General features: G+C 63.3%; 12 protein-coding genes. 10 read left to right on the top strand and 2 right to left on the bottom strand.

The genetic code is table 11. The features are described 5' to 3' along the window. Positions 1-77: 77 nt before the first annotated feature. From LDZ28_RS14900 to treY, 9 genes are all read left to right on the top strand, one after another. Positions 78-731 (top strand): DUF1345 domain-containing protein, encoded by a 654-nt coding sequence (locus tag LDZ28_RS14900; protein WP_244829153.1) that lies wholly within the window; start codon positions 78-80, stop codon positions 729-731. Positions 732-1,057: 326 nt separating this feature from the next. Next, positions 1,058-2,689, top strand: coding sequence for a glycogen synthase GlgA (gene glgA, locus LDZ28_RS14895; RefSeq protein WP_244829152.1), 1,632 nt, complete (start codon positions 1,058-1,060; stop codon positions 2,687-2,689). A gap of 363 nt (positions 2,690-3,052) precedes the next feature. After that, positions 3,053-6,445, top strand: coding sequence for a maltotransferase domain-containing protein (locus LDZ28_RS14890; RefSeq protein ID WP_244829151.1), 3,393 nt, complete (start codon positions 3,053-3,055; stop codon positions 6,443-6,445). Positions 6,446-6,517: 72 nt separating this feature from the next. After that, entirely contained in the window at positions 6,518-9,919 is a 3,402-nt protein-coding gene (gene treS / locus LDZ28_RS14885; protein ID WP_244829150.1) for a maltose alpha-D-glucosyltransferase, read from the top strand. Then, positions 9,912-12,149 carry a 1,4-alpha-glucan branching protein GlgB gene (glgB, locus tag LDZ28_RS14880; protein WP_244829149.1) on the top strand — a complete coding sequence of 746 codons (2,238 nt, stop codon included), beginning with the start codon at positions 9,912-9,914 and terminating at the stop codon, positions 12,147-12,149. Before treS ends, glgB begins: the two co-directional genes overlap by 8 nt. A 278-nt stretch (positions 12,150-12,427) precedes the next feature. Next, positions 12,428-14,653, top strand: coding sequence for a glycogen debranching protein GlgX (glgX, locus tag LDZ28_RS14875; RefSeq protein WP_244829148.1), 2,226 nt, complete (start codon positions 12,428-12,430; stop codon positions 14,651-14,653). Between the two features lie 69 nt (positions 14,654-14,722). Beyond that, positions 14,723-16,591, top strand: a complete 1,869-nt coding sequence (treZ, locus tag LDZ28_RS14870; RefSeq protein ID WP_244829147.1) for a malto-oligosyltrehalose trehalohydrolase — start codon at positions 14,723-14,725, stop codon at positions 16,589-16,591. Positions 16,592-16,617: 26 nt separating this feature from the next. Then, complete coding sequence (gene malQ, locus LDZ28_RS14865; RefSeq protein WP_244829744.1) at positions 16,618-18,798, top strand: 4-alpha-glucanotransferase; 2,181 nt, start codon at positions 16,618-16,620, stop codon at positions 18,796-18,798. Then, a complete protein-coding gene (gene treY, locus LDZ28_RS14860; RefSeq protein ID WP_244829146.1) occupies positions 18,795-21,707 on the top strand; it encodes a malto-oligosyltrehalose synthase in 2,913 nt (970 codons plus the stop codon). Before malQ ends, treY begins: the two co-directional genes overlap by 4 nt. A gap of 70 nt (positions 21,708-21,777) precedes the next feature. Here treY and LDZ28_RS14855 read toward each other — a convergent pair whose 3' ends face one another. Both LDZ28_RS14855 and LDZ28_RS14850 read right to left on the bottom strand, forming a co-directional pair. Further along, entirely contained in the window at positions 21,778-23,139 is a 1,362-nt protein-coding gene (locus tag LDZ28_RS14855) for a hemolysin family protein (RefSeq protein WP_244829145.1), read from the bottom strand. Between the two features lie 73 nt (positions 23,140-23,212). Beyond that, positions 23,213-24,334 (bottom strand): HAMP domain-containing sensor histidine kinase, encoded by a 1,122-nt coding sequence (locus tag LDZ28_RS14850; protein ID WP_244829144.1) that lies wholly within the window; start codon positions 24,332-24,334, stop codon positions 23,213-23,215. 620 nt (positions 24,335-24,954) lie between these two features. On the opposite strand from LDZ28_RS14850, the gene LDZ28_RS14845 reads away from it, so the two are divergent. Next, positions 24,955-26,010 carry a glycosyltransferase family 2 protein gene (locus tag LDZ28_RS14845; RefSeq protein WP_244829143.1) on the top strand — a complete coding sequence of 352 codons (1,056 nt, stop codon included), beginning with the start codon at positions 24,955-24,957 and terminating at the stop codon, positions 26,008-26,010. Positions 26,011-26,028: the final 18 nt, after the last annotated feature.

The raw sequence follows: 26,028 nt of genomic DNA, 5'->3' as shown, positions 1-26,028 counted from the left end.
ACCCAAGGCTGGCTGAAAGGCGCGTCGGCAATAATCGCTGCGAAAGTCGCCCGCGCTCACGCCAACGCAAAAAGACAATGATCATTCTCCCAACCGTTTTGCGCAACCGCCCGCGCGCCCTGATCGGCCTTCTGGTCGGCATATCGGTCAGCGCGCTGATTCCCCTCGACGTCACGCCGACCGTGCGCGTCCTGATTGGCTGGGACACGGCCGTGTGGCTTTATCTGCTGCTCATCTGGATACAGATGGCGACCGCGGACCAGAGCAACGTGCAGCAACTCGCCGAGCGCGAAGACGAAAACGCGGCCGCCGTGCTGATGATCGTGAGCGTCGCGGCGCTGGCGAGTCTGGTTGCCATCGTCGTGGAACTATCGGCGGCAAAGAGCATGGGCTCGCATGGGCTGCCGAAGTATTTGCTGACGGGCGCGACCATGCTCGGCGCGTGGTTCCTCATCCCGACGATGTTCACGCTGCACTATGCGCGCCACTACTATCGCTCGACCGAAGGCGAACCCGCGCTCCGATTTCCCGACCGGCATCTGAAGCCGGACTACTGGGACTTGCTGTACTTCTCCTTCACCATTGCGGTGGCATCGCAGACTTCGGATGTCGTCGTCTGCTCGAAGAGCGCGCGCAAGACGGCGCTCGCGCAATCGGTGCTTTCGTTCTTCTTCAATCTCGCGGTGCTCGGCCTCTCGGTCAATATCGCGGCGAGCATGGTCGGCGGCTGAACGCATCCGCGCAACGCGACTGTCACACCTTCCAAATAAGCTGACCGCACGCCGCATGTAAAAACGCGGCGCGCGGCGCTGTCACTTTTACACGGCTCGAAATCCAGGGCTTCGGGCGCCTTCAAGTCTGCTCATTCGCGACAAAGGCGGAAATGATCGTGGCGATACGCACACGTTTCGTGCGCGCATGGCACGGCGATTGCTGCACTGCGCCAGTGAATTAGATAGAAACCCTGATCAGCACCGCGAATGCGCGGCCCGGTATCCCGCTCTGGCATCGAAGAGCGCGAGGCCATCGCCACGCGACTTCCGCACTGGAGCCCACTTTGCCTTTGAACGTTCTGCTGGTCGCCTCCGAGGCCGTGCCACTCGCCAAAACCGGCGGTCTCGGCGACATGGTCAGCGCTTACGCCGCCGCGCTGCGTGAAGCCGGCGTCGATGCCACCATTCTCCTGCCCGCTTATCCCAACGCCATCGCCCAGGCGACCGATCTCGTCCGCGTCGCGGTGCTTACAGGCTTGCCTGGTGGCGACGCGACGCTCATACGTGGCCGCATGCCCGACACCGGCGTGCCGGTTTTGATGCTGCGCTGCGACGCGCTCTACGCCCGCACGGGTCTGTATCAGGACGCGCAAGGCCGCGATTATCCCGACAACGCCGTGCGCTTCGCGACGCTTTCGGCCGCCGCCGTGCGTATCGCGCAGGGTATCAAGGGCGTGAAAAAGCCCGATATCGTCCATGCGCACGACTGGCACACCGGCCTCACGCCGCTCTTGATGAAAGATGCGGGCGTGCACGCGAAAAGCGTATTCACGATCCACAATCTGGCATTCCAGGGCAATTACGCGCTCTCGCTTGGTGCGTCGCTCGGCGTGCCGCAAAAGTGGCTGGCGAATGCGTTGACCGATCCGCAAAGCATCGAGTTCTATGGCGCGCTCAGTCTGATGAAAGCCGGCATCATCCATAGCGACAAAGTGACGACCGTCAGCGAAACCTACGCGCGCGAAATTCTGACGCCGCGCTTCGGCCATCTGATGGAAGGCGTGCTGCAAAGCTGTAAGGACAAGCTGTCGGGCGTGGTGAACGGCATCGACGAAGAGACGTGGAATCCGGCTAGCGATCCGCTGATCGAGCGCAACTATTCCTTCGACGATATGCGCGGCAAGCACGCTTGCAAGCGGACCTTGCAGCGCATGTTCGGCCTGCCGGTCGATCCGTTCGCGCCGCTGATGGCAATCGGCAGCCGCATGACCGGTCAAAAGCTCGCCGATGTCGTGCTCGACGCACTGCCGCGTCTGCTCGAAAAGCATCCGCGTCTGCAACTCGCGGTGATCGGCAAGGGCGAATCGCACATCGAGAAAGGTTTCAGGCGGCTTGCGCAAGAGTTTCCCGATCGCGTGGGCGTGCGGATCGGCTATGACGAGCGGCGCGCGCATGCACTGCACGCGGGCGCGGACATTCTCCTGCATGGCAGCCGCTTCGAGCCTTGCGGCCTCACGCAACTTTACGCGATGCGCTATGGCACCCTGCCCGTCGCGTCGCGCGTGGGCGGTCTGGCGGATACCATCGTCGACGCCGCCGAAGCCGCCGTGCGCGAAACCGTCTATCTGCGCGACGGCACTTACGACACGCCGATCGCCATCGAGGAAACGTCGGCGGCGCCAACGGGCTTCCTTTTCGAAGGCGAATCCGCGGAAGATGTCGTGCAGGCCGCGAGCCGCGCCATCGACGCCTACATGCGCCCGCAGACCTGGCGCGAACTTCAGCGCAACGCCATGTCGTGCGACTTCGGCTGGCGCGAAGCCGTGGCGAAGATGGTTGCACTCTATGTCGATCTCAGCGGCCTCAAGCCGAGCAAGACCGCCTTGCGTACCCGCCGTATTGCCGATGCCGCTTCGCAAGCCGCGCATCCGGCCATTCTCGAGACAGCCGAGCGCCTCGTCGCGCGCACTGCCTGAGCCCAAGCCTCGAAGCTATTGCACGGCAGCGTCGTCACGTCAGACGCAATGGCATTCGGGGCGCGGCACGCTACGTGCTCCAACCCCCCATGCGAAGCCCCGAAGGAAACTCTTGGGGGGCCGTGGCGCCCACCGGCGAGATGCACTCTCGCGCCGGTGCCTCGCGATACGCGACGCGGGCCAGTGTCGATACCGGCGGTACTGTGTTATCCATGTGTCGATACGTCTTGGCCCGTGACGCGTGCACAAACGACACGCGTCGTGATATATGGACCGACGCGTTGCCAGTTTGGCCCGTGAGCGTGATCGCGATTCAAAGCCCGCATCCCCGCCACCGCAGGACGACTCTGGAAAAGACGAACGATGGAAAACCATCAAGCTCATCATGCGTATGCGCCTCGTATCTACTTCATCGATCCCCTTCTCGTCGGCCCCTTGCCGAACTGGCCAGCTCAGTTCGAGCACGCAGCGGCGCTGGGCTTCGATCACGTTCTGATCGGCTCGCCGTTCGCGCCCGGAAGCAACGGGCATCGCGAGGCAGTTGCCGATCATCATCAACTTCACGCTGTTTTTGAATCCGACGCGAGCGCGGCGGACGGTCTGCGCCAGCTCGCCGATATCGCCACGAAGCACAAGCTGACCTTGCTCGTCGATATCGTGATCGACCGCGTCAGTGCCGAAGGCGGTCTTTATCAGGACAACAAGCATTGGTTCGAGCCGTTCGAGAGCGCGGATGCGCGGCTCGATCCGCGTCGCGCGCCCAGTCAGCGCGATGTCGCGCAGGCAAGGTTCGGCGATGGCGAGGCGGCGCATCATCTGACCGAGTGGTGGGCGAAGGAATTGTGTCTGCTCGCGGACGCGGGCGTTGGCGGCTTTCGCTTCGACTCGCCGCATGCGGTGCCCGCGCACGTGTGGCGGCGTCTGGGCGCGGCAGTGCGCGAGAAACATCCGCAAACCCGTTGGCTCGCATGGACGGTCGGCCTCACGCGTCACGATCTGCATGGACTGAGCGACGCCGGCTTCGACGCGGTCTTCGCCTCCACGCGCTGGTGGGACTATCGCAGCGCGTGGCTCACGGACGAACATGCGGCGCTCGCGCGCATTGCATCGCCGATCACGTTTCCGGAAGAGCCGTACGGCGCGCGTCTCATCAGCGAATTGAGCGATACCAGCGATACCGCGCTCGTCGAACGCGCCTATAACCGCTCGCTCTTCACCGCGACCGCGCTCGGCACCGGTCTGCTCGTGCCGATGGGCTTCGAATACGGTGTGCCCTTGCCGATGTCGCCGCAATACGGCGTCGCGGCGGAATATCAGCGCGCGAAAAGCGAAGCGCGCTTCGACCTGTCGAGTCAGGTCAAGCGCGCGAACGCATTGCAGCGCGATACCGGCACGCTCGAAAGCGTCGGCGAATTGCGCGCGCTGACCGGCGCGGGCACGCCCTACGCCGCGTTGATTCGCTCCGACAGCGCGGACTTGCGCCGCAGCGATTCGGCGATTCTCGCGATCTTCAATCCCGATCTCGTCGCGCCGGTGCATGTCGATACCTTGCATCTGCTCGAATCGGTGCCGGGCAATTACACGCGTTTCGCGCCGCTCGACGACGCCAAGGCGAAGCCCGAACGTCTCTTGCCGTTCACCCTGAAAGCGGGCGATGTACGCTTGTTCCGCGCCGAAGCCGAGCCTTTCATCCTGCTCGCGCAGCCGCAGGTCAAGCGAGGCGCGAAGAGCGCCGATAAAAAGTCGGTGGCCGAAGCGATCTCCGCGCCGCGGGTGTCTATCGAAAGCGTCACGCCTTCGGTCGATAACGGGCGCTTTCCGGCAAAGCGTATCGTGGGCGAAGCCGTGCAGATTCAGGCCGCGATCTTCGCCGAAGGTCACGACAAGATCGCCGCCGCCGTGCAATGGCGTGCCGCCGACGAAACCGAATGGCACGAAGCGCCGATGACCGCCGTGCTCCCGCTCGGCAACGACTTGTGGACCACGCGCATTCCGCTCGAACGCGTGGGCCGTCACGAATTCGTCGTGATGGCATGGCGCGACGATTTCGCCTCGCTCACCGACCACATGTCGAAGAAGCTGAAGGCCGGGCAAACCGTCGAACTCGAACTAGAGGAAGTGCGGCATCTGTTCGCGCTGATCCTCGCCGAAGTGAAGACGGTCGAGGAGTCGGATAGCGCGCCGCTGGAGAAGATCGTCAAGGAGTTCGCCAAGGCCGATGCCGCGCGCAAGCTCGAACTTGCGCTCGCGCCCGCAACCGCCAAGGCCATCGCGGCGGCGCGCCACCGGCCGTTTCTGTCGCGCGACCCGGTGGTGTATCGCATCGACTCGGAGCGCGCGGCGGCCCGCTTCGCAAGCTGGTACGAGATCTTCCCGCGTTCGATGAGCGACGACGTGAATCGTCACGGCACGTTCATCGACGTGATCGGCAAGATGCCGCGCATCCGCGAGATGGGTTTCGACGTGCTCTATTTTCCGCCGATTCATCCTATCGGCATTGCCAATCGCAAGGGCAAGAACAATTCGCTGACGGCCGAGCCGGGCGATGTCGGCAGCCCTTACGCTATCGGCGGCAAGGAAGGCGGACACACGGCGGTGCATCCGGAACTGGGCAATCTCGACGACTTCAAGCGCATGCTCGACGCCGCGCATGAACACGGCCTCGAGATCGCACTTGACTTCGCCGTGCAATGCTCGCCGGATCACCCGTGGCTGAAGGAGCATCCGACGTGGTTCGCATGGCGTCCGGACGGCACGCTGCGTTATGCGGAGAATCCGCCTAAGAAGTATCAGGACATCGTGAATCCGGACTTTTATGCGCAGGACGCCAAGCCCGATCTTTGGCTTGGGCTGCGCGACGTGTTCCTGCACTGGATTGCGGCGGGCGTGCGCATTTTCCGGATCGATAACCCGCATACCAAGCCGTTCCCGTTCTGGGAATGGGTGATCGGCGACGTGCGTGCGCGTCACCCCGACGTGATCTTCCTCGCCGAAGCCTTCACGCGTCCGCGCGTGATGAACCGTCTGGCGAAGCTCGGCTTCTCGCAGTCGTACACGTACTTCACGTGGCGCGAGTCGAAGCGCGATTTCATCGAGTACATGCACGATCTCACGCAGACCGATGCAAAGGAATTTTTCCGGCCTAATTTCTTCGTCAACACGCCGGACATCAACCCACGCTTCTTGCAGAGCTCGGGACGTCCGGGCTTCGTGATCCGCGCGGCGCTGGCGGCAACGCTCTCCGGGCTCTGGGGCGTGTATAGCGGCTTCGAACTGTGCGAGGCGGCCGCGCTGCCGAACAGCGAGGAATATCTCGACTCCGAGAAGTATCAGCTGCGCGCGTGGGACTGGAACCGGCCCGGCAATATCGTCACCGAAGTGACGGCGCTCAATCGCATCCGCCGCGCGAATCCAGCGTTGCAGACGCATCTCGGCGTGAACTTTCTGCCCGCGCATAACGACAAGATCCTGTTCTTCGAAAAGGCGAACGAGTCGCGCGACAACGTGGTGCTCGTCGCGATCAACCTCGATCCGTTCAACGAACAGGGCGCGGATATCGAACTGCCGTGGCAGACGCTCGAACGCTGGGGCGTCAACGAATGGGATGCGATCGCCGTGGAGGATCAAGTCACGGGCGATCGGTTCGAATGGCGCGGACGGCGCCAGCATGTGCGGCTCAATCCGCATTCGCTGCCGTTCGCGATCTGGCGCATTTCGCCGACCTGGGGACTGCCCAAGCCGCAACCGAACGAATAAAGATGCACTCATCCGGCGACCTACGAGACGCCGCGAACCAAAAACAAGGGCGGCAGCAAGCCCGCAAAGCGCATGGAGCAAACCGTGGATACAAGGGTGAAGCGCAACAAGACTTCGCAAGTCAGCGACGATCCGCTCTGGTACAAGGACGCGATCATTTATCAGGTTCACATCAAGTCGTTCTTCGATGCGAACAACGACGGCATCGGCGATTTTCCCGGCCTGCTCGCGAAGCTCGATTACATCGCGGAACTTGGCGTCGATGCGATCTGGCTGCTGCCGTTCTATCCGTCGCCACGCCGCGACGATGGCTATGACATTGCCGACTATCGCAACGTGCATCCGGACTACGGCACGCTCGGCGATGTCCGCCGCTTCATTCAGGAAGCGCACGCGCGCGGCATTCGCGTGATCACCGAACTCGTCATCAATCACACGTCGGACCAGCATCCGTGGTTTCAGCGCGCGCGTCGCGCGAAGCCGGGATCGAACCATCGAAACTACTACGTCTGGTCCGATACGGACAAGAAGTACGAAGAGACGCGCATCATCTTCATCGACTCGGAGCCGTCCAACTGGACGCACGATCCAGTCGCGGGTCAGTACTACTGGCACCGCTTCTATTCGCACCAGCCCGATCTGAACTTCGACAACCCGGCGGTCATCAAGGAAGTGCTGAGCGTGATGCGCTTCTGGCTGGACATGGGCATCGACGGGTTGCGGCTGGACGCGGTGCCGTATCTCGTCGAACGCGAGGGCACCAACAACGAGAATCTGCCCGAGACGCACCAGATCCTGAAGAAGATTCGCGCGACCATCGACGCGGAGTACCCGAACCGCATGCTGCTCGCGGAAGCGAACCAGTGGCCGGAAGACGTGAAGGAATACTTCGGCGATGAAGACGAATGCCACATGGCGTTCCACTTCCCGTTGATGCCGCGCATTTACATGTCGATTGCGAGCGAAGACCGCTTCCCGATCACCGACATCATGCGGCAGACGCCGGACCTGGGCGTGACGAATCAGTGGGCGATCTTTCTGCGCAACCACGACGAACTCACGCTCGAAATGGTCACGGACTCCGAGCGCGACTACTTGTGGAACACGTATGCAAGCGACCGCCGCGCGCGTCTGAACCTCGGCATTCGACGCCGGCTCGCGCCGCTGATGGAGCGCGACCGCCGCCGTATCGAGCTGATCAATTCGCTGCTGTTGTCGATGCCGGGCACGCCCGTGATCTATTACGGCGACGAACTCGGCATGGGCGACAACATCCACCTCGGCGACCGCGATGGCGTGCGTACGCCGATGCAATGGTCGTCCGACCGCAACGGCGGGTTCTCGCGCGCCGACCCAGAACAACTCGTGCTGCCGCCGGTGATGGGTTCGCTGTATGGCTACGACGCGGTGAACGTGGAATCGCAAAGCCGCGATCCGCATTCGCTTTTGAACTGGACGCGCAAGATGCTGGCCGTGCGCCGCTCGAAGCACGCGTTCGGCCGCGGCACGATCCGCTTTCTGCGGCCGAATAATCGCAAGATCCTGGCGTATCTGCGCGAGCTCGAAGGCGAGCCGCCGATTCTCTGTGTGGCCAATCTGTCGCGCGCGCCGCAAGCGGTGGAACTCGATCTGTCGGAGTTCGCCGGCTCCGTGCCGCTGGAAATGACGGCGGACTCGCCGTTCCCGGCCATCGGCCAGTTGACGTATCTGCTGACTTTCCCGCCCTACGGCTTCCTGTGGTTTCAGCTTTGCCCGGGCAACATGCGTCCGGCCTGGTCGCAAGCGCCTTCGGAGCAACTGCCCGAATTTGTCACGATGGTGATTCGCGCCGGTCAAACCGGTCCGACGCCGGAAAACGTGCGTCTGCTCGAATCGGAAGTGCTGCCTTCGTATTTGAGCAAGCGCCGCTGGTTTGCGTCGAAGGATCAGAAGCTGCACGCGGTTCGTCTCGCCGCGCTCACGACGATCGAAGGCGCGGGCTTTGCGTTCACGGAAATCGAAGCCGATGTCGGCGATCACACCGAGCGCTACGTGCTGCCGCTTTCCATTGCGTGGGGCACGGAAACGACCTCGCCGCTTTATATGCAACTCGCGCTGGCGCGAGCACGGCGCAATCGCGTGATCGGACATATCACCGATGCCTTCGCCGTGCCGAACTTCACCTACGGCATATTGCGCAAACTGAAGGAACGCGCGGTCGTGCCGACGGTGCAGAAAAGCGAGATCCGCTTCATTCCGACCGAACGGCTCGATGCACTCGACTTCAATCCGGTCGAGCCGCCGGAAATCCGCTGGCTCGCCGCCGAGCAGAGCAATAGCTCGCTCGTGATCGGCGACACGGTGGTGCTGAAGCTGGTGCGGCGCGTGGTTGGCGGCATTCACCCGGAAGCGGAGATGAGCCGTTATCTGACCAAGCTCGGCTACGCGAACACCGGCCCGCTGTATGGCGAAGTGGTGCGTGTCGATCCGCAAGGCGTGCCGCACACGCTCGTCATTCTGCAAGGCTTCATCGACAATCAGGGCGATGCGTGGAACTATGCGCTCGACTATCTGCGCCGCACGGTGGATGAACTCGCAGTCACGTTCGACTCCGAAGAGCACACGCCCGAGCGCGACGCGCAGGAGCAAGGCTTTATCGGCTACGGCAACATTGCGGGCATCATCGGCAAGCGGCTCGGCGAACTGCATGTGGCGCTTGCCTCGCCAACCGACGACGAAGCGTTCGCACCGCGCCGCGCCACGCCGGAAGACGTCCAGGGCTGGCTGAAAGGCACGTTGCAACTGCTGGAAACGGCGCTCGATATCCTCGCGCAGAAGATCGGCGATTTCGGCGAGCACGACCGCTTCCTCGCGCAGAGTCTGCTCGATCGCCGTGACATGCTGGTGGATGCAGTGAAGAAGCTCGTCTCGGACAATGCCGATGCGTTGTGCATCCGCATTCACGGTGACTTCCATCTGGGTCAGGTGCTGATGGCTCAGGGCGATGCGTATCTCATCGACTTCGAAGGCGAGCCCGCGCGTCCGCTCGAGGAACGCCGCAACAAGACGAGCCCGCTGCGCGATGTCGCCGGTCTCTTGCGCTCGCTTTCGTATGCGAGCGCCGCCGCGCAACCGACGACGGAAAATGCGCCCGCGCAAACCGCCGACCGCAAGCGCGCGCTGTTCGAGCGCCTGCGCGCGTTCGCCGAGGAAAGCTTCTTGCGCGAGTACGTGGCAGCAATTGCGGAATCGCCCGAGCCGATCGCCGGCGAAAGCGTCTTCCCGGCCCTGCTCGATCTTTTCCTGATCGAAAAGGCCGCCTACGAAATCCGCTACGAAGCAGCGAACCGGCCGACCTGGATCGGCCTTCCGTTGCGGGGCCTCGCGTCGCTCGCGAGCCGCCTGCTTGGCGACACGGGCGTTCCGCCCGCGCCCGGCACGCGACCCGTGTTCAACGCCACCAAGGACAATCCGGATGGAACCCACCATGAATAATCGTAGCGATCCAGGAGCGGATACCCGAAACCCGGCGCACGGCCTCAGTCCGCTCGACATCGACGCCATCGTCGAGGCGCGCCATCCCGATTCGTTCTCGGTCCTCGGCATGCATCAGACCGACCTCGGTCATGTGGTGCGTGTGTTCCTGCCGAACGCGGCGGGCGCAAATGTCGTCGATGCCGCAAGCGGCGAAGTGCTCGGCCATCTCGCGCGCATTCACGATTCAGGTCTGTTCGCGGGCTTCGTGGAGCGGCCGGCGGCGTATCGTCTGCAAATCGACTGGCATGGCACGCCGCAGGAAACGCACGATACGTATTCCTTCGGCCCCGTTCTCTCCGAAGACTGGCTCAACCGCCTTTCGGCCGCCGACCCTTACGCGGTGCTCGAATGCATGGGCTCGCGTCCGGTCACGCATGGCGGCGTGGCAGGCGCGCGCTTCGCGGTCTGGGCGCCGAATGCACGGCGTGTCTCGGTGGTCGGCGACTTCAACACGTGGGACGGCCGCCGTCATCCAATGCGCCTGCGTCACAACGCGGGTGTGTGGGAACTGTTCGTGCCGGGCATCGGCGCGGGCACGCGCTACAAGTACGAGATCGTCACACGCGACGGCCATACGCTGCCGCTGAAAGCCGACCCGTGCGCGATGCAGAGCGAGAAGCCGCCATCGACGGCATCGGTGGTGGCGGACGCCGATGCCATCGACCATTACGCATGGACCGACGCCGAATGGATGGAGACTCGCGGGAGCCGTCAGACGGCGCAATCGCCGATCACCATTTACGAAGCGCACGCCGAGTCGTGGCTGCGCGTGCCCGAAGATGCGAATCGCGGCATGAACTGGCACGAGCTTGCCGAGCGCCTGATTCCGTACGCGAAGGGCATGGGCTTCACGCACCTCGAATTCATGCCGATTGCCGAACATCCGTTCGGCGGATCGTGGGGTTATCAGCCGCTTGGCCAGTTTGCGCCGTCCGCGCGCTTCGGCACGCCGGAGCAGTTCGCGGAGTTCGTGAATCGCGCGCACGAGGCGGGGCTGGGCGTGATCATCGACTGGGTGCCGGCGCATTTTCCGAACGACGCGCACGGCCTCGTGCAGTTCGACGGCACGCCGCTTTACGAGCACGCCGATCCGCGCGAGGGCTATCACCAGGACTGGAACACGATGATCTACAACCTCGGCCGCAACGAGGTGAGCGCGTTCCTGCTTGCGTCGGGGCTTGCGTGGTTGAAGCGCTATCACGTCGATGGCTTGCGGGTCGATGCCGTGGCGTCGATGCTGTATCGCGACTATTCGCGCAAGGCTGGCGAATGGGTGCCGAACATGTACGGCGGGCGCGAGAATCTCGAATCGATCCAGTTCTTGAAGCGTCTGAACCATGAAGTGCGGTATATCCCGAACACGCCGGGCGCGATCACGATCGCCGAGGAATCGACGGCCTGGCCGGGCGTGACGGCGAGCGTCGAGAGCGGCGGTCTCGGGTTCGACTTCAAGTGGAACATGGGCTGGATGCACGACTCCCTGCACTACATGGAGGAAGATCCGGTGTATCGGCAGTATCACCATCACCTCTATACGTTCGGGATGGTCTATGCGTACTCCGAGCGCTTCGTGCTGCCTCTTTCGCACGATGAAGTGGTGCATGGCAAGGGGTCGCTCATCGGCAAGATGCCGGGCGATCTCTGGCAGAAGTTCGCGAATTTGCGCGCTTACTTCGGCTTCATGTGGACGCATCCGGGCAAGAAGCTGCTGTTCATGGGCGGCGAGTTCGGGCAGTTTGCCGAGTTCAACCACGACGCGACGCCGCATTGGCACTTGCTCGACGATCCCTATCACGGCGGCGTGCAGAAGCTCGTGCGCGATTTGAACCTGCTGTATGTCGGCGAAGCGGCGTTGCATAAGCTGGATTGCGATCCGCGCGGCTTCGAGTGGATCGTCGGCGACGACAGCGGCAATAGCGTGTTTGCCTATCGGCGGACGGATGCCGAAGGGCGCGAACTCGTGGTCGTCTGCAATATGACGCCCGTGCCGCGCCAGGGGTATCGCGTCGGCTTGCCGCGTGGCGGGCGATGGAGCGAGGTGCTCAATTCAGACGCCGGGATTTATGGCGGGTCCAATATGGGCAATGGCGGGGTCATTCATGCGGATGATTACCCTTCGCACGGAAAGGGGCAGTCAGCCGCGTTGACGTTGCCACCTTTGGCTACCATTGTTTTGCGGGCCGATTGAGGGTTCTTTCCGGACGTTGCGGAAGGAGGCGCGCTGGTTTGTTCGTGTCTTCTTCCGCCTAGGCGTTTATGGGGCTTTGCTAGCGGTTTCTTTTTTCTTGAGCGTTCGGGAAAGCCGAGCCGTTGGCTTGCGTTTTTGTTCGGTAACCGTCTCCCCGGCGGCTACTGAGAACGCTGCAAGCTAACGGCTCAATTTCAACGACTCATCAGCACGGGCAAGCAACAACCCTTCAGAGAACCAGAACCCACCAGCCCGGCAAGGGCAAAAACCCCGACCAAATGGCAAACGCACTCCCCGAAAAACTTCTCCCCGGCGCATCCTACCCGCTGGGAGCAAACTGGGACGGCTTGGGCGTCAACTTCGCGGTGTTCTCATCGAATGCGCACCGCATCGAGGTGTGTCTCTTCGACAGCACGGGCCGCAAGGAACTGATGCGCTTCGATCTGCCGGAATGCACCGACGAAGTGTGGCACGGCTATCTGCCCGGCGCGCATCCGGGCACGGTGTACGGCTTTCGCGCTCATGGCCCCTATCAGCCGCAACATGGTCATCGCTTCAATCCGCACAAGCTGCTGCTCGATCCCTACGCGAAGAAACTCGTCGGCCCGTGGCGATGGTCCGACGCGCTCTTCGGCTATCGCGTGCATTCCAATCGCCTCGACATGTCGATGGATCGCCGCGACTCCGCTCCGGCGATGCCCAAATGCATCGTCACCGACGACGCCTTCGACTGGTCGCGCGACAATCGCCCGAACACGCCGTGGGGCGAAACCATCATCTATGAAACGCACGTGCGCGGCGCCTCGATGCTGCGCGACGATATCCGTCAGCACGAACGCGGTTCATTCGCCGCGCTCTCGTCGCCTTGGTTCATCGAGCATCTGCAAAAGCTCGGCATCACCGCCGTCGAATTCCTGCCCGTGCACGCGTTTCTCAACGACCGCTTTCTCGTCGAACGCGGTCTCAAAAACTACTGGGGCTACAACACGGCGGCGTTTTTCGCGCCCGAGCCTTCGTATCTTTCGACGCATCGGCTGAACGAGATGCGTATCGCCGTGCGGCAACTGCATGCGGCGGGCATCGAAGTGATTCTCGACGTGGTCTACAACCACACCTGCGAAGGCAGCGAACTGGGGCCCACGGTGTCATGGCGCGGGCTCGACAATGCAAGCTACTACCGTCTGATTCCCGGCGACGAGCGGCATTACATCAACGAAACCGGTTGCGGCAATACCGTGAACCTGTCGCATCCGCGTGTCCTGCAAATGGTCATGGACTCGCTGCGCTACTGGTGCACGGCGTTCAATATCGACGGCTTCCGTTTCGATCTCGGCGTGACGCTGGGCCGCGAAGGGCACGGTTTCGATCCCGGCTCGGGCTTCTTCGACGCCATTCGCCAGGACCCGATTCTCTCGACGCGCAAGCTCATTTCCGAGCCGTGGGACATTGGGCCGGACGGCTACCAGGTCGGCAATCATCCGCCCGGTTTCGCGGAGTGGAACGACAAGTACCGCGACGGCGTGCGGCGCTTCTGGCGCGGCGATTCGGGCATGCGCCCCGACCTCGCCGCGCGGCTCACCGGCTCGGCCGAGCTTTTCAACCGGCGCTTCCGGAAGCCGTGGGCATCGGTAAATTTCGTGGCATCGCACGATGGCTTCACGCTCGCCGACGTTACCGCCTATTCGGAAAAGCACAACGAGATGAATCAGGAGGGAAACCGCGACGGGCACAATGAAAACTGCAGCGCGAACTGGGGCGTGGAAGGCCCGAGCGACGATCCCGCGATCCGCACCGTTCGCAATCGCCTCGCGCGCTCGATGATCGCGACCACGCTTCTGTCGCTCGGCACGCCGATGCTGCTGGGCGGCGACGAATTCCTGCGCACGCAGAACGGCAACAACAACGCTTATTGCCAGGACAACGACATTTCCTGGACCGACTGGGCCGCGGCGCATAGTCCCGAAGGCCGCGAGATGACGGAGTTCGTCGCAAGCGTCGTCGCGCTGCGCAAAAAGTACCCGGTTCTGCGGGAAACGCGCTTTCTGTACGGCGACCGCGAAGTGCTGCCCGGTCTTTACGATGTCAGCTGGTTCGACGAACGCGGCGTCGCGCTCGCCATCGAGGCATGGCAGGACCCGGAGGGCCGCGCGCTGACCTTGCGCCGGGCAGGGCCGGGACTCGACGGCGAGATCGACGTGATCCTGCTTCTCATCAATGGCTCGGGGCAGAACCTCGTCTTCACGCCGCCTCCGCCTCACTTGGAATGGAACGTGCTCCTGGATAGCGCTGAGCCCGACGCCATCCAGCGGCCGCTCGTCGGCAGCGAACTGGAGGTCGCGGCGCACAGTATCGTCGTGCTGCTCGCGCAACCGACCGGCGACGCCGACTGGCAGGCGGTCTGGATGGCGGGCGCACATCAGGGTCCGCGTCTTCTGACCGCGCTGCCTCCCGATCCGGGCACCATTCCGGCAAATCGACCGCCGGGCATCGATTCGGCTCAGTGAGGCGATTCACCACGGCTCGCGCGGCGCACAGAAAAGTGGCATATCCCGCAGTACACCAGGCTCGAAATCATGTCCGAACGTCCGATTGATCCGCACAAGCATCACCACGCGCATTGCCTTCCCTTCGGCGCGCATCTGACCGGCGCGGCGCGCGAAGCACCGCGCACGCGTTACCGTTTCTGGGCGCCGTCGCGCGACCGCGTGCAGCTGGAGTTGCAGCGCGATGGCGATGCCGCGCCCGCGCTCATCGACATGCAGCCGGCCGGTGACGGCTGGTTCGAAGTCGAAGCCGATGGCGGCGCGGGCACGCTGTATCGCTATCGTCTGGATGCCGATCTCGCGGTGCCCGACCCGGCATCGCGCTATCAGCCGGAAGACGTGAACGGCCCGAGCGCGGTGGTCGATCCGCGCGCGTATCGCTGGACCAATACCGACTGGCATGGCCGGCCGTGGGAAGAAACCGTGCTGTATGAAGTGCACGTCGGCGCGATGGGCGGCTATGCGGGCGTCATCGCGCGTCTGGACGAGTTGGCGCAGCTCGGCGTCACGGCCATCGAACTCATGCCGCTGAACGACTTCTCCGGCACGCGCAACTGGGGTTACGACGGCGTGCTGCCCTACGCCCCGGATTCGGCCTACGGTCATCCCGATGAACTGAAGAAGCTCATCGACATTGCGCACGGTCTCGGCCTCATGGTGTTCCTCGACGTGGTCTATAACCACTTCGGCCCGGACGGCAACTATCTGCATGCATATGCGAAAACCTTCTTCCGCGAAGGCGTGGATACGCCCTGGGGTCCCGCGATCGATTTCGAGCGTCCGCAAGTGCGCGACTTTTTCTTCGATAACGCGCTGTACTGGCTCAACGAATATCGCTTCGATGGCTTGCGTCTGGACGCCGTGCACGCCATCAACGACGACGAATGGCTGCGCGAATTCGCGGACCGCGTGCGCAGTTCCGTGGAAACGGGCCGTCATGTTCACCTCGTGCTAGAGAACGAACACAACACGGCCAATCTGCTGGAGTCGCACTTCAACGCGCAATGGAACGACGACGCGCACAACACGCTGCACGTGCTTCTGACCGGCGAGGACGAGAGCTACTACGGCGCGTATATCGAGAAGCCCACGGATAAGCTCGCGCGCGTCTTGAGCGAAGGCTTCGTGTATCAGGGCGATCCATCGCCGATTCACGACGGCAAGCCACGCGGCGAGAAGAGTTCGCATCTTCCGCCCACTGCGTTCGTGATGTTCCTGCAGAATCACGATCAGGTCGGCAACCGCGCGATGGGCGAACGCCTGCGCTCGCTCACCGACGACGCCTCGCTCTACGCGGCGACCGGACTTTTGCTGCTGTCGCCGCAGATTCCGCTTCTGTTCATGGAAGAGCAATACGGCTCGAAGCAGCCGTTCCTCTTCTTCACGGACTATCACGACGAACTCGCCGATGCCGTGCGCGAAGGACGCCGCAAGGAATTCGCGAAGTTCTCCGCATTCACCGACGAAAAGCGCCGCGCGCAGATTCCCGACCCGAACGACAAGCGCACGTTCGCGATGTCGTCGCCGAACGTCGAAGGCAAAGCGGACGAACTGGACCGCCTCGACTGGCTGCACTTCTACAAGTCGGCGCTGGACGTGCGTGCGAAACTCATCGCGCCGCGTCTGAAGGGCTCGAAGTCGCTCGGCGCTCAAGTGCTCGGCGACAAGGCCGTTCTCGCAAGCTGGAAGCTCGGTGATGGCGAAACGCTCACCATCGCGCTCAATCTCGGGCAAGCCCCGGCCACGCTTGAAGAAGCGCCGAAGGGCAAGGTCATCTTCGAGACGCCGGCACGCGCGCAGGATGGCGCGAGCGCGGGCGAACTCGGCGGACGCAGCTTTATCGCGTGGCTCAGCGGCGATGTCAACGGCTTTGCCCATGCACAAGGAACCCGCACGTGAGCGCCACTGCAAGCACCACGGGCGAAATGTCGCCCATCGAAACGCTCGCCGCACGCGCGGGCTTCGAAGTCGAATGGCAGAACGCGCACAAGGCGATGCAGCGCGTGCCGGAAACGACGCTGCGCATTCTGCTCGAAAAGCTCGGCCTGCCGTGTGGCAACGCCTCGCAGATCAAGCAGAGCATGGCCGCCGTCGATGCCGAAATGAGCGGCCGCAAGTTGCCGCCGCTCATCACGGCGGAAGTGGATCGCGGCATTGCGTTGCCGGTGTCGGCGGCGAAGTCGGGCGTGCGCTATCGCATCGAACTGGAAAGCGGCGAGGTTATCGACGGGCGTTTTACCGCGCCTAAAGGCGAGACCGCATTGCTCTCGCCGATTTCGGAGCCCGGCTATCACACGCTCGTCATCAACGACCATCGCACGACGCTGGCGGTAGCGCCCGCGCGCTGCTACACCATCGACGATGCGTGGCGCGCGCTCGACGACGCAACCGACCAAGCCGCCGCTGAAACCGCGCCGCCGCTTTGGGGCGTCGCCGCGCAAGTCTATGGTTTGCGCCGTCTGGGCGATGGCGGCGTCGGCGACTTCACGGCGCTGGCCACGCTCGCGACGCAGAGCGCGAAGCGCGGCGCTCATGCGCTCGCCATCAGTCCGATGCACGCCATGTTCAGCGCCGAGCCGAACAAGTTCAGTCCTTATTCGCCTTCGTCGCGGCTCTTTCTGAACATCGCGCACGTCGATCCCGCCGCCGTGTTCGGCGCGGCCGCCGCGCGCGCCGCGATCGAACAAGCCGGTGTGGCGGATGAATTCGCCGAACTCGAAGCGCTGCCGCTCATCGACTGGCCGCGCGCCATGAAAGCGCGCCTGGCCATTCTGCGCGCGCTCTTCGAGACGTTCTCGGCCGACAGCGCATCGCCTTTAGCGCAAGACTTCGCTTCGTTCGTCGAGGAAGGCGGGCGCGCGCTCGAAGATCATGCACGCTTCGAAGCGCTGCAGGCAGCGCAGCTTGCGGAAAACGGCGAAGGCCACTGGCGCAACTGGCCAGACGAACTGCGCGATCCGCGCAGCGATGCGGTCGCCGCATTCGCCGAAGCCAATCGCCACGAAGTCCAGTTCTTTCTCTTCACGCAATGGCTCGCATCGAAAGGCCTGCTGCACGCGCAACACGCGGCGCGCGACGCGGGCATGGCCGTGGGACTCGTCGCGGACCTTGCCGTCGGATGCGACAGCGCGGGCAGTCATGCATGGTCGTATCGTGATGAAATGCTGACAGGCGTGTCGGTCGGCGCGCCGCCCGATCTCTTCAATCAGGCCGGGCAGTCGTGGGGACTCACCACCTTCTCGCCCCGCGCCATGCGCACGCAAGGCTTCTCGGCGTTCATCGACATGTTGCGTTGCGCGTTCGCGCGCGCGGGCGGCATTCGTATCGATCACATTCTCGGGCTGAGGCGGCTGTGGCTCGTGCCCGAAGGCGAAAGCGCGAAAGACGGCGCCTATCTGCGCTACCCGCTCGAAGACCTCTTGCGGCTGATCGCGCTGGAATCGTGGCGGCATCGCGCGATTGTTGTCGGCGAAGACCTCGGAACCGTGCCGCCGGGCTTCACCGAACGCTTGCAGGAGCACGGCTTGCTTGGCATACGAGTGCTGTGGTTCGAACGCGAAGTGGATGGCCCCGGCTTCAAGCCGCCGCGCGAGTGGGACAGCGGCGTGACCGCTACCACGACCACGCACGATCTGCCGACCGTCACCGGATGGTGGCGCGGCGAGGATATCGTGTGGCGCTCGAAGATCGGCCAGACGGCGGCGCGCGAAGACGGCCGCGATGCGGTGGAAGTAGCGCAGGAAGAGCGCGGCGCCGATCGTGGCTTACTATGGCGCGCTTTCCAGGAAGCGGGTATTGCTCCGTCCGATGTCGATGCGCCTCCGGTCGAGGAAGCGCCCGTGGATGAAGCGCTCGCTTTCGTGGCCGCGACGCCCGCGCCGCTCGTCACGTATCCGCTCGAAGATCTGCTTGGGCTTGCTGAACAGCCGAATCTGCCCGGCTCGATCGACGAGCATCCGAACTGGCGGCGCCGTCTTGCCGCGCCTGTCGAGGAACTGTTTCTCGACGACGCATTTTCCGAACGACTGCTCGCGGTGGATGCCGCGCGCAAGCGTTCGACGCAATCCGACAATGTTGATTCACCCAAACCAGCCGACTCACCATGACCGTTCCGCGTTCCACGCTCAGGCTCCAGCTTCATAAGGACTTCACTTTCGACGACGCCGCGGCGCAAGTGGATTATTTCGCTTCGCTCGGCGTCAGTCATGCGTATGCGTCGCCGATCACGACCGCGACGAGCGGCTCCACGCACGGCTACGACACCGTCGACTACACGAAGGTCAATCCGGAGCTGGGCGGCGAGGAAGCCCTGCGGCGCTTCGTCGAGAAGCTGCGCGCGCACGACATGGGACTGATCGTCGATGTCGTGCCGAATCACATGGGCGTGGGCGGTTCGGAAAACGCATGGTGGCAGGACATCCTCGAATGGGGACGTCACGCGGCGCATGCGCGCTTCTTCGACGTGGACTGGCATTCGCCCGATCCTGCATTGCGCGGCAAGGTGCTCGCGCCGTTTCTCGGTGCTTCCTATGGCGACGAGTTGCAGGGCGGCAAGATCAAGCTCGCGTATCGGCCGGATGAAGGACGCTTCGTGGTGGAGTACTACGCGCATGTGTTCCCGATCTGTCCGGTCGATTACCCGGTCGTGCTGCAAGAAGCGCCGGAACTCGCGCACCGTTTCTCCGGCTTGACGACGCAGCCTGCCGATCAGCCGCGCGCGGCCGAAGCGCGCAATGCGCTCGCGACCATTGCTCAAACGGAAGGCGGCAAGGCAGCGATCGAAGCGATTCTCGCCGCGCATTCGCCGGACACGCCGGTTGGACGCGAGCGGCTGCATCGTCTGCTCGAACGGCAGCATTATCGCCTCGCATGGTGGCGTACGGCCGCCGACGAAGTGAACTGGCGGCGTTTCTTCGACGTGAGCACGCTCGGCGGCGTGCGCGTCGAGCGGCCTGAAGTGTTCGAGGCATCGCACGCGCTCATCTTCAGGCTCTTTACCGAAGGTTTGATCGACGGCGTGCGGATCGATCACGTCGATGGTCTTGCCGAACCGCGCGAGTACTGCCAACGCCTGCGCGCGCGGCTCGAAGAGTTGTCCGCGCAACGGCCCGAGGCTTTACGGCATGGCAACGGCCATACGTATTTCGTCGTCGAAAAGATTCTCGCGCGCGGCGAACCGCTGCGCCGCGACTGGCAAGTGGATGGCACCACGGGCTACGACTTCATGAACGATGTCGGCGCGCTGCTGCACGACCCGGCAGGCGCCGAGCCGCTCGCCGCGTTGTGGGCCGATATCACCGGCCGAAGCGCGAGCTTCGCCGACGAAGCGCTCGCCGCGCGCCGCAAGATTCTCGCGGAAAACTTATCGGCGGAACTGGATCGCGTGACGCGCGCGCTGCATCGCATTGCACGCGACTCGCACAACACGCGCGACTTCACGTTTACGTCGATCCGTCGCGTGGTCGCGGAACTGGTGATTCAGTATCCGGTGTATCGCATCTATCCCGTGAGCAGCGTGCGCAGCGCCGAGGATGAGAAGTACTTCTCGCAAGCGCTGAATGCCGCGCGCGCATCGCTTTCGAGTGCGGATCATGTCGTGCTCGATCAGGTGGCGCAGTGGCTCGGCGGCAAGCTGCCCGACGAAGCGCCGGTCAGCACGCCACCGGCCGAGCGCGCGGAACGCCCGCGTGAGCGCGCCGCCGAACGTGGACGCGACCGGAACCAGAGTCAGGCGACGGCTGGGCAAAACGCGCAGCCGTCGAGCGGATCGCAGCGGCGCGCGGCTCAGACGCTGTTTTCGCAGCTCACATCGCCGGTTGCGGCAAAGGCGGTCGAAGACACGGCGTGTTATCGCTATGGAAGGCTCATCTCGCGTAACGAAGTGGGCGCGGACCCCGGCGAGTTTTCTTTGTCCGTCGAAGATTTCCACGCGGGCAACAAGGAACGCTTTGCCGCGTTCCCGCACGCCATGCTTTGCACCGCGACGCACGATCACAAGCGCGGCGAAGACGTGCGCGCGCGCATCGCGGCATTGAGCGAGATCCCGGAAGAATGGGCGTCCACGCTCAAGCAATGGTCGACGCTGAACACGCCGTTGCGTCGTGGTGCCGATGCCGGCCACGACTGGGCGCCCGGCCCCGGCGCCGAAGCGATGCTGTACCAGACGCTCGTCGGATGCTGGCCGCTCACGCTCTCGCCGGATGACGAAGCGGGCGTCCAGGAGCTGGCCGAACGCGTCGCGCAATGGCAGTTGAAGGCGTTGCGCGAAGCCAAGTTGCGCACGAGCTGGTTCGCGCCGGACGAGGCGTATGAAAATGCCTGCCGCGACTTCCTTTTCGATATCGTCTCGCCGCAGCGGCGCAATGGCTTTTTGCAGGAGTTGTCGGCTTTCGTGGCGCGGCTCGGGCCGCTGGGCGTGATCGACAGTCTGCAGCAGACTCTGTTGCGACTGACATCGCCGGGCGTGCCGGACCTTTATCAAGGCACGGAGCTTTGGGACTTCAGTCTCGTGGACCCTGACAATCGCCGCCCGGTCGATTTCGAATTGCGTCGCAAGTGGCTTGCGGAAGTGGACCAGAAAGGTCCGCCTTCGGAGCAACTCGCCAACTGGCGCGATGGGCGCATCAAGTTGGCGGTGGTGCAGCGTGCGCTCGCGTTGCGCAAGCATTGCGAGTCGCTCTTTGCGCAAGGTGAGTATGTGCCGCTCGCCATCGAGGGCGAACATGCTGACCGCGTGATCGCTTACGCGCGCCATGCCGGTAGCGCTTACGCAATCGTGATCGCCACGCGGCTCGCCGCGCCATTGCTGCCTGCTGGCAGCAATGTGCCGCTCGTCAAGGCGGAAAGCTGGGGCGATACGGCGGTCATCCTTCCGGAAGCGTTGCGTTCCCGTGCGCTCTTCGACTGGCTGAGCCCGAATGCGCCGAAGGCGGACGGCGAAAAGCTGTTCCTGCGCGATGCGCTGGCTTCGATGCCCGCGGCCTTGCTCGTTGAAGAAGGCGTGCCTTGCGCATGATCAAAGCATGAGTTAGTGAGACATGAGGCGGGCGCGCTTCTCACCACGCGCCCCGCCCTTGCCTGCGCTACTACTCGGCGTGCTCGACCTCTTCCTCGCGCGGATACACCCGCACCAGCACGATACGCGGCCCGTTCATCTTCTTGACGACGATGTCGAAGGCGTCGAACTCGACGCGCTGCCCTTCCTGCGGCAAGTCCCCGAGCGCATTGATGACGAGCCCGCCGACGGATTCCGCGCGGCCTTCGTCGATATCGATGCCAAGCGCGCGTTCCAGTGAGACCACCGGCAAGCTGCCCTTGCCCATCAAAGTGCCGTCGTCCATGCGCGACCAGTCGGCATCTCCCTGACGGAATTCGTCGTGAATCTGACCGACGAGTGCGCCCAGCAGATTGTCGAGCGTGATAAAGCCGATGGGCTTCGCGCCCTTGCGCCCCACGATGGCGAAATGCGGCGCGCCCTTGCGAAAGCGCCGGAAAAGTTCCAGCGCCGACAGATTGGGCGCGACGTATTGCACGGGACGGACATGGCGCGCGAGCTTCTCGATCTTTTCGGCATCCTTCGAAAAGCTGAAGTTGAAGCCGCGCGCTTCGCCGTCGCCCGCGAGGAACAAATCCTTCAGATGGATCATGCCGAGCACGCGTTCGCCGGAAGCATCCGCGAACAACGGATAACGGCTGAAGCGATGCCGCGATATCACGGCCAAGTTATCGTGCATGGGCAAGTCGTTGCGCAGGCCGACAAGTTCGTGCGCGGGACGCATCAGGTCCGACACCGTCATGCGGCTGAAGTCGAGCGAATGCGCGATGGTGTTCCACTCGTCCGCGTTATACGAAGACGCCCCGCCAAGACGACGCCCGCGCAGAATGAGCTTGAGTTCGTCGGTGGAATAGTGGGCGTCGTGACCGTGTTCCGCCGACATGCCGAAAAGCCGCAACACGAGATTCGCGCTCGAGTTGAGTACCCAGATGAAGGGGTACATGGCCCAGTAAAAGCCATAGAGCGGCGTGGCGAGCCACAGGCCGACCTGCTCGGGACGGCGAATGGCCCACGACTTGGGCGCGAGTTCGCCGACCACGATATGCAGAAACGAGATGACCGAGAACGCAAAGAAAAGCGACACGGACTCGACCAGCTTTTCCGACTGAACGCCGATGAGCGCAAACAGCGGATGCAGCAGCGAAGCGAACGCGGGTTCGCCTATCCACCCAAGCCCGAGCGACGCGAGCGTGATGCCTAGCTGACACGCGGACAAATAGGCGTCCAGCTGGCTATGCACCTTCGCGAGCAGACGCCCCGGCAGGCCGTTGGTCCGCGCGATGGCCTGCACGCGCGTCGCCCGTAACTTGACGAGCCCGAATTCCGCCCCGACGAAAAAACCATTCAGGGCAACGAGCAACAATGCGCCGACCAGCGCGACAACCTGAGCCAAAGCAACTCTCTTCGAAAGTGGAAAGCGTCAGTATATGGGCGACAGGCAAACGAAAGTCAATTTACGTCCTCAATTACATTCCCGCCACCGGAATACGCATGGTGGCCGTGACAGCTGCACCATTGACGATATCCGTGTGCTCGAACGCGCCGCCATGCGCCTCCGAAATGCGCTTGCAAAGCGCAAGGCCCCACGCGATGCGGCCGGCTTCGCGCGGCTCCAGCGCCTGTCTGCGCGCGAATGCCTCGAGTACATGCGCGGCCGATGCATCGGTCAATGCGGACGCCGCAACCGTGAAGCGCACGTCGGTGCGCCACGTGCTGCCTTCGATGTTGCTCGATACCTGCACCGTCGTGTCGCGCGCGCTTGCTTCGGTGGCGAATGCCGCCATGAGCCAGAGCGCGTTGGTAAGCCGATCGGCGTCGCCTTCCACTTGTTCTTCCACGAGCGGCGAGTCGAGCGTGATGCTCACGCCGCGTCGCTCGCCGATAGCCTCGCGTGCGAGCGCGACGCCACGCTCGAGAAGAGCGCGCGCGGCGGCAGGCGCGATGGCAAGCGCGACGGCCTTGGTTTCGGCACGCGTCGTATCGATCGACTGTTCGATCAGCTTGACCTGCTGTTCGACGCCCGAGCGAATGCCCGTGAGCGCGCGCTGGGCGGCGGGGTCGTTTGCATCGACCTTGCGCTCGAGCACATAGCCCCAGCTATGAATGGCGTTGAGCGGACCGCGCAAGTCGTGCGATACGACCGAGAGCACGTGATCGCGCATGAACAGCGCGGCTTCGGCTCGCAGATGCGCGATGCGCGCTGCGTTGTCGCTAGCACCCGTCGCGTTCGCGCAGGTCGAGACGATCAGCGTCACGGATTCGGCGACGGGCAGCGCAAGTATGTTGAAGACTCGCGTGGAATCGTCCTCCTCGATGCTGACCTGCGCGCGCCGGGCGCCGTTGCCCGCGAGCGCGGCATCGGCTGCAAGCGAAAGCGACGCGATCAACGGAGCGGGCAGCGGGAGATCGGCGAGTGCGCGTCCGCGCAGCGCGGTGGAATCGACATCGAAGAGATGGGAGAAGACGGCGTCGGCACTGAGGCAGCGTTGGGCCGCATCGAGCACCAGCAAGCCATCGTTTCCGGCGACGGCCGTATCGAAGGACTGAGTGTCTCCGGGCTCGACCGTACTGGAAAATGACGTGGTCACGGTTTTGGGTCCTTGCGTGGATCGGTGTTGAGGTTCTGTCGCGAGCGGCGTTCCGGTCACCAGGAGCGCGTCGCGCGAGGCCAAGCCTGCGGGTCTTCCGAGAGGCCATTATAGGTGAGCGCCTGCCGCACGAACGGCTCTGTTTGCTCACGAACTACGGGGCAATTCCAGCAATTGGCGTGCACGGACGTGCGAAGAAAACGAGGGCGTCATGCGTCCCGGATTCAACCATTGCGAAACCGCGCCGATATACAGTCAGTGCAATTCAAATGGCCGATATCCGCGGATAACCAACGCTCTCATCCGCTATACCCGCCATTTGCGAGAAGCAATTGAAACACGGGTGTCTCTTACTCGCTCTAAGCTGATTATCCACGCCTGACAAGGATTCATCGGGTTTTGCAGAGCGATGCACGAAATCGCGCTTGAAGATACGGAAATCGTTTGCGAAGAAGCGGAAATTTCATGCGTGCGTCGGCGAACATTCCAAGCTTACAACTGCCTATAGCATTTGTCAGGAGACTACGTATGGACGGCTGGTCGACCTTTATTGTCGGCCCTCGAACGCCGGCCGCGGCCACGGTGGCTTCAACTAAAACTTAATCCGGTGACACGAGCCTATGACACGCGTCGAGAGCGACACCCCCAGAACCTTGCTGTCGGTGATCATTCCCGCCTATAACGTCGAGCACTTTATAGCCGCATCGTTGGAATCCGCGCTTTCGCAGCCGCGCTCCGACGAGATCGAACTTATCGTTATCGACGATGGTTCCACCGACCAGACACTCGCCCGCATTCTCGAAGTGCAGAAGCGCGCGCATGGCAAGCAGATTCACGTGATTCACCAGGAAAACCGTGGTGTTTCCGCCGCACGCAATCGCGCGATTGCAGAAGCGAAATCGCCCTATATCGGCTTTCTCGATTCCGACGATGTCTGGTCCGCGGATTTCACCGCCAAGATCATGCCGCTCCTCGACGCGCAAGCCGCGGACATAATCGAGTTCAACGTGGGCATCATCAATTCTGGCGGCAAGGTGATCGACAACGTAAAGCTGATCGACCGCTCGACCATCGGCTCGCGCACGTGCGATCTCGACGCGCTGCTCGACTTCGCGCACGTGTATCAGGTGTTCCCGGCCGCGCGTGTCTACAAGCGCGAATTGTGGGACGGCATCGAATTTCCGGCAGGCCGCGTGTACGAAGACGCCGCCGCCATTCCGCTCGTCTACGCGCGCGCCCGCACGCTGCATCGTCTGGCCGACGAACTGTATTCTTACCGCCGCCGCGCGGGCAGCATCACGACCAAGGCCACGACCTATACGGTCACGAGCCTCACGATCTGCGCGGAAGAAACGCTGCAACGCTGCGATGGCGGTCCGTACGACGCCTTCTGGCTCGCCATGTTCCACAAGATTTTCGGCTATGCGTGCCACCAGGCCGCGCGCGTGGATGCCCGCGCCTATGACGATGCGATCCGCGCGATCGAAGCCACGGCGGAGCGATATCGCGTGTTCGCGACGCAGCGCGGCGAAGAATCGAAGGAATTGCGTTTCCACAAGAAGATTGCCGCGGACCGCCGCCTGTTTCTCGCCAAGCGCCTGATCAAACGCGTGCTGGGCATGGAACTTCGCGCGCCCGCCGCCGCGCCGCGCGCGATGCCCGCAGGCAACCGATGACTCCGCGTATAAAGGCGC

This window comes from Caballeronia sp. TF1N1, from assembly GCF_022878925.1.
Taxonomy (GTDB): domain Bacteria; phylum Pseudomonadota; class Gammaproteobacteria; order Burkholderiales; family Burkholderiaceae; genus Caballeronia.
This window is presented reverse-complemented; position numbering and strand designations above follow the sequence as displayed.

Excerpts from the sequence above, each read along its gene's own strand:
- LDZ28_RS14845 (WP_244829143.1), top strand. The coding sequence starts at position 24,955 with ATGACACGCGTCGAGAGCGACACCCCCAGAACCTTGCTGTCGGTGATC.
- LDZ28_RS14890 (WP_244829151.1), top strand. The coding sequence starts at position 3,053 with ATGGAAAACCATCAAGCTCATCATGCGTATGCGCCTCGTATCTACTTC.
- glgB (WP_244829149.1), top strand. The coding sequence starts at position 9,912 with ATGAATAATCGTAGCGATCCAGGAGCGGATACCCGAAACCCGGCGCAC.
- treZ (WP_244829147.1), top strand. The coding sequence starts at position 14,723 with ATGTCCGAACGTCCGATTGATCCGCACAAGCATCACCACGCGCATTGC.
- treS (WP_244829150.1), top strand. The coding sequence starts at position 6,518 with ATGGAGCAAACCGTGGATACAAGGGTGAAGCGCAACAAGACTTCGCAA.
- malQ (WP_244829744.1), top strand. The coding sequence starts at position 16,618 with ATGTCGCCCATCGAAACGCTCGCCGCACGCGCGGGCTTCGAAGTCGAA.
- glgX (WP_244829148.1), top strand. The coding sequence starts at position 12,428 with ATGGCAAACGCACTCCCCGAAAAACTTCTCCCCGGCGCATCCTACCCG.
- LDZ28_RS14900 (WP_244829153.1), top strand. The coding sequence starts at position 78 with ATGATCATTCTCCCAACCGTTTTGCGCAACCGCCCGCGCGCCCTGATC.
- treY (WP_244829146.1), top strand. The coding sequence starts at position 18,795 with ATGACCGTTCCGCGTTCCACGCTCAGGCTCCAGCTTCATAAGGACTTC.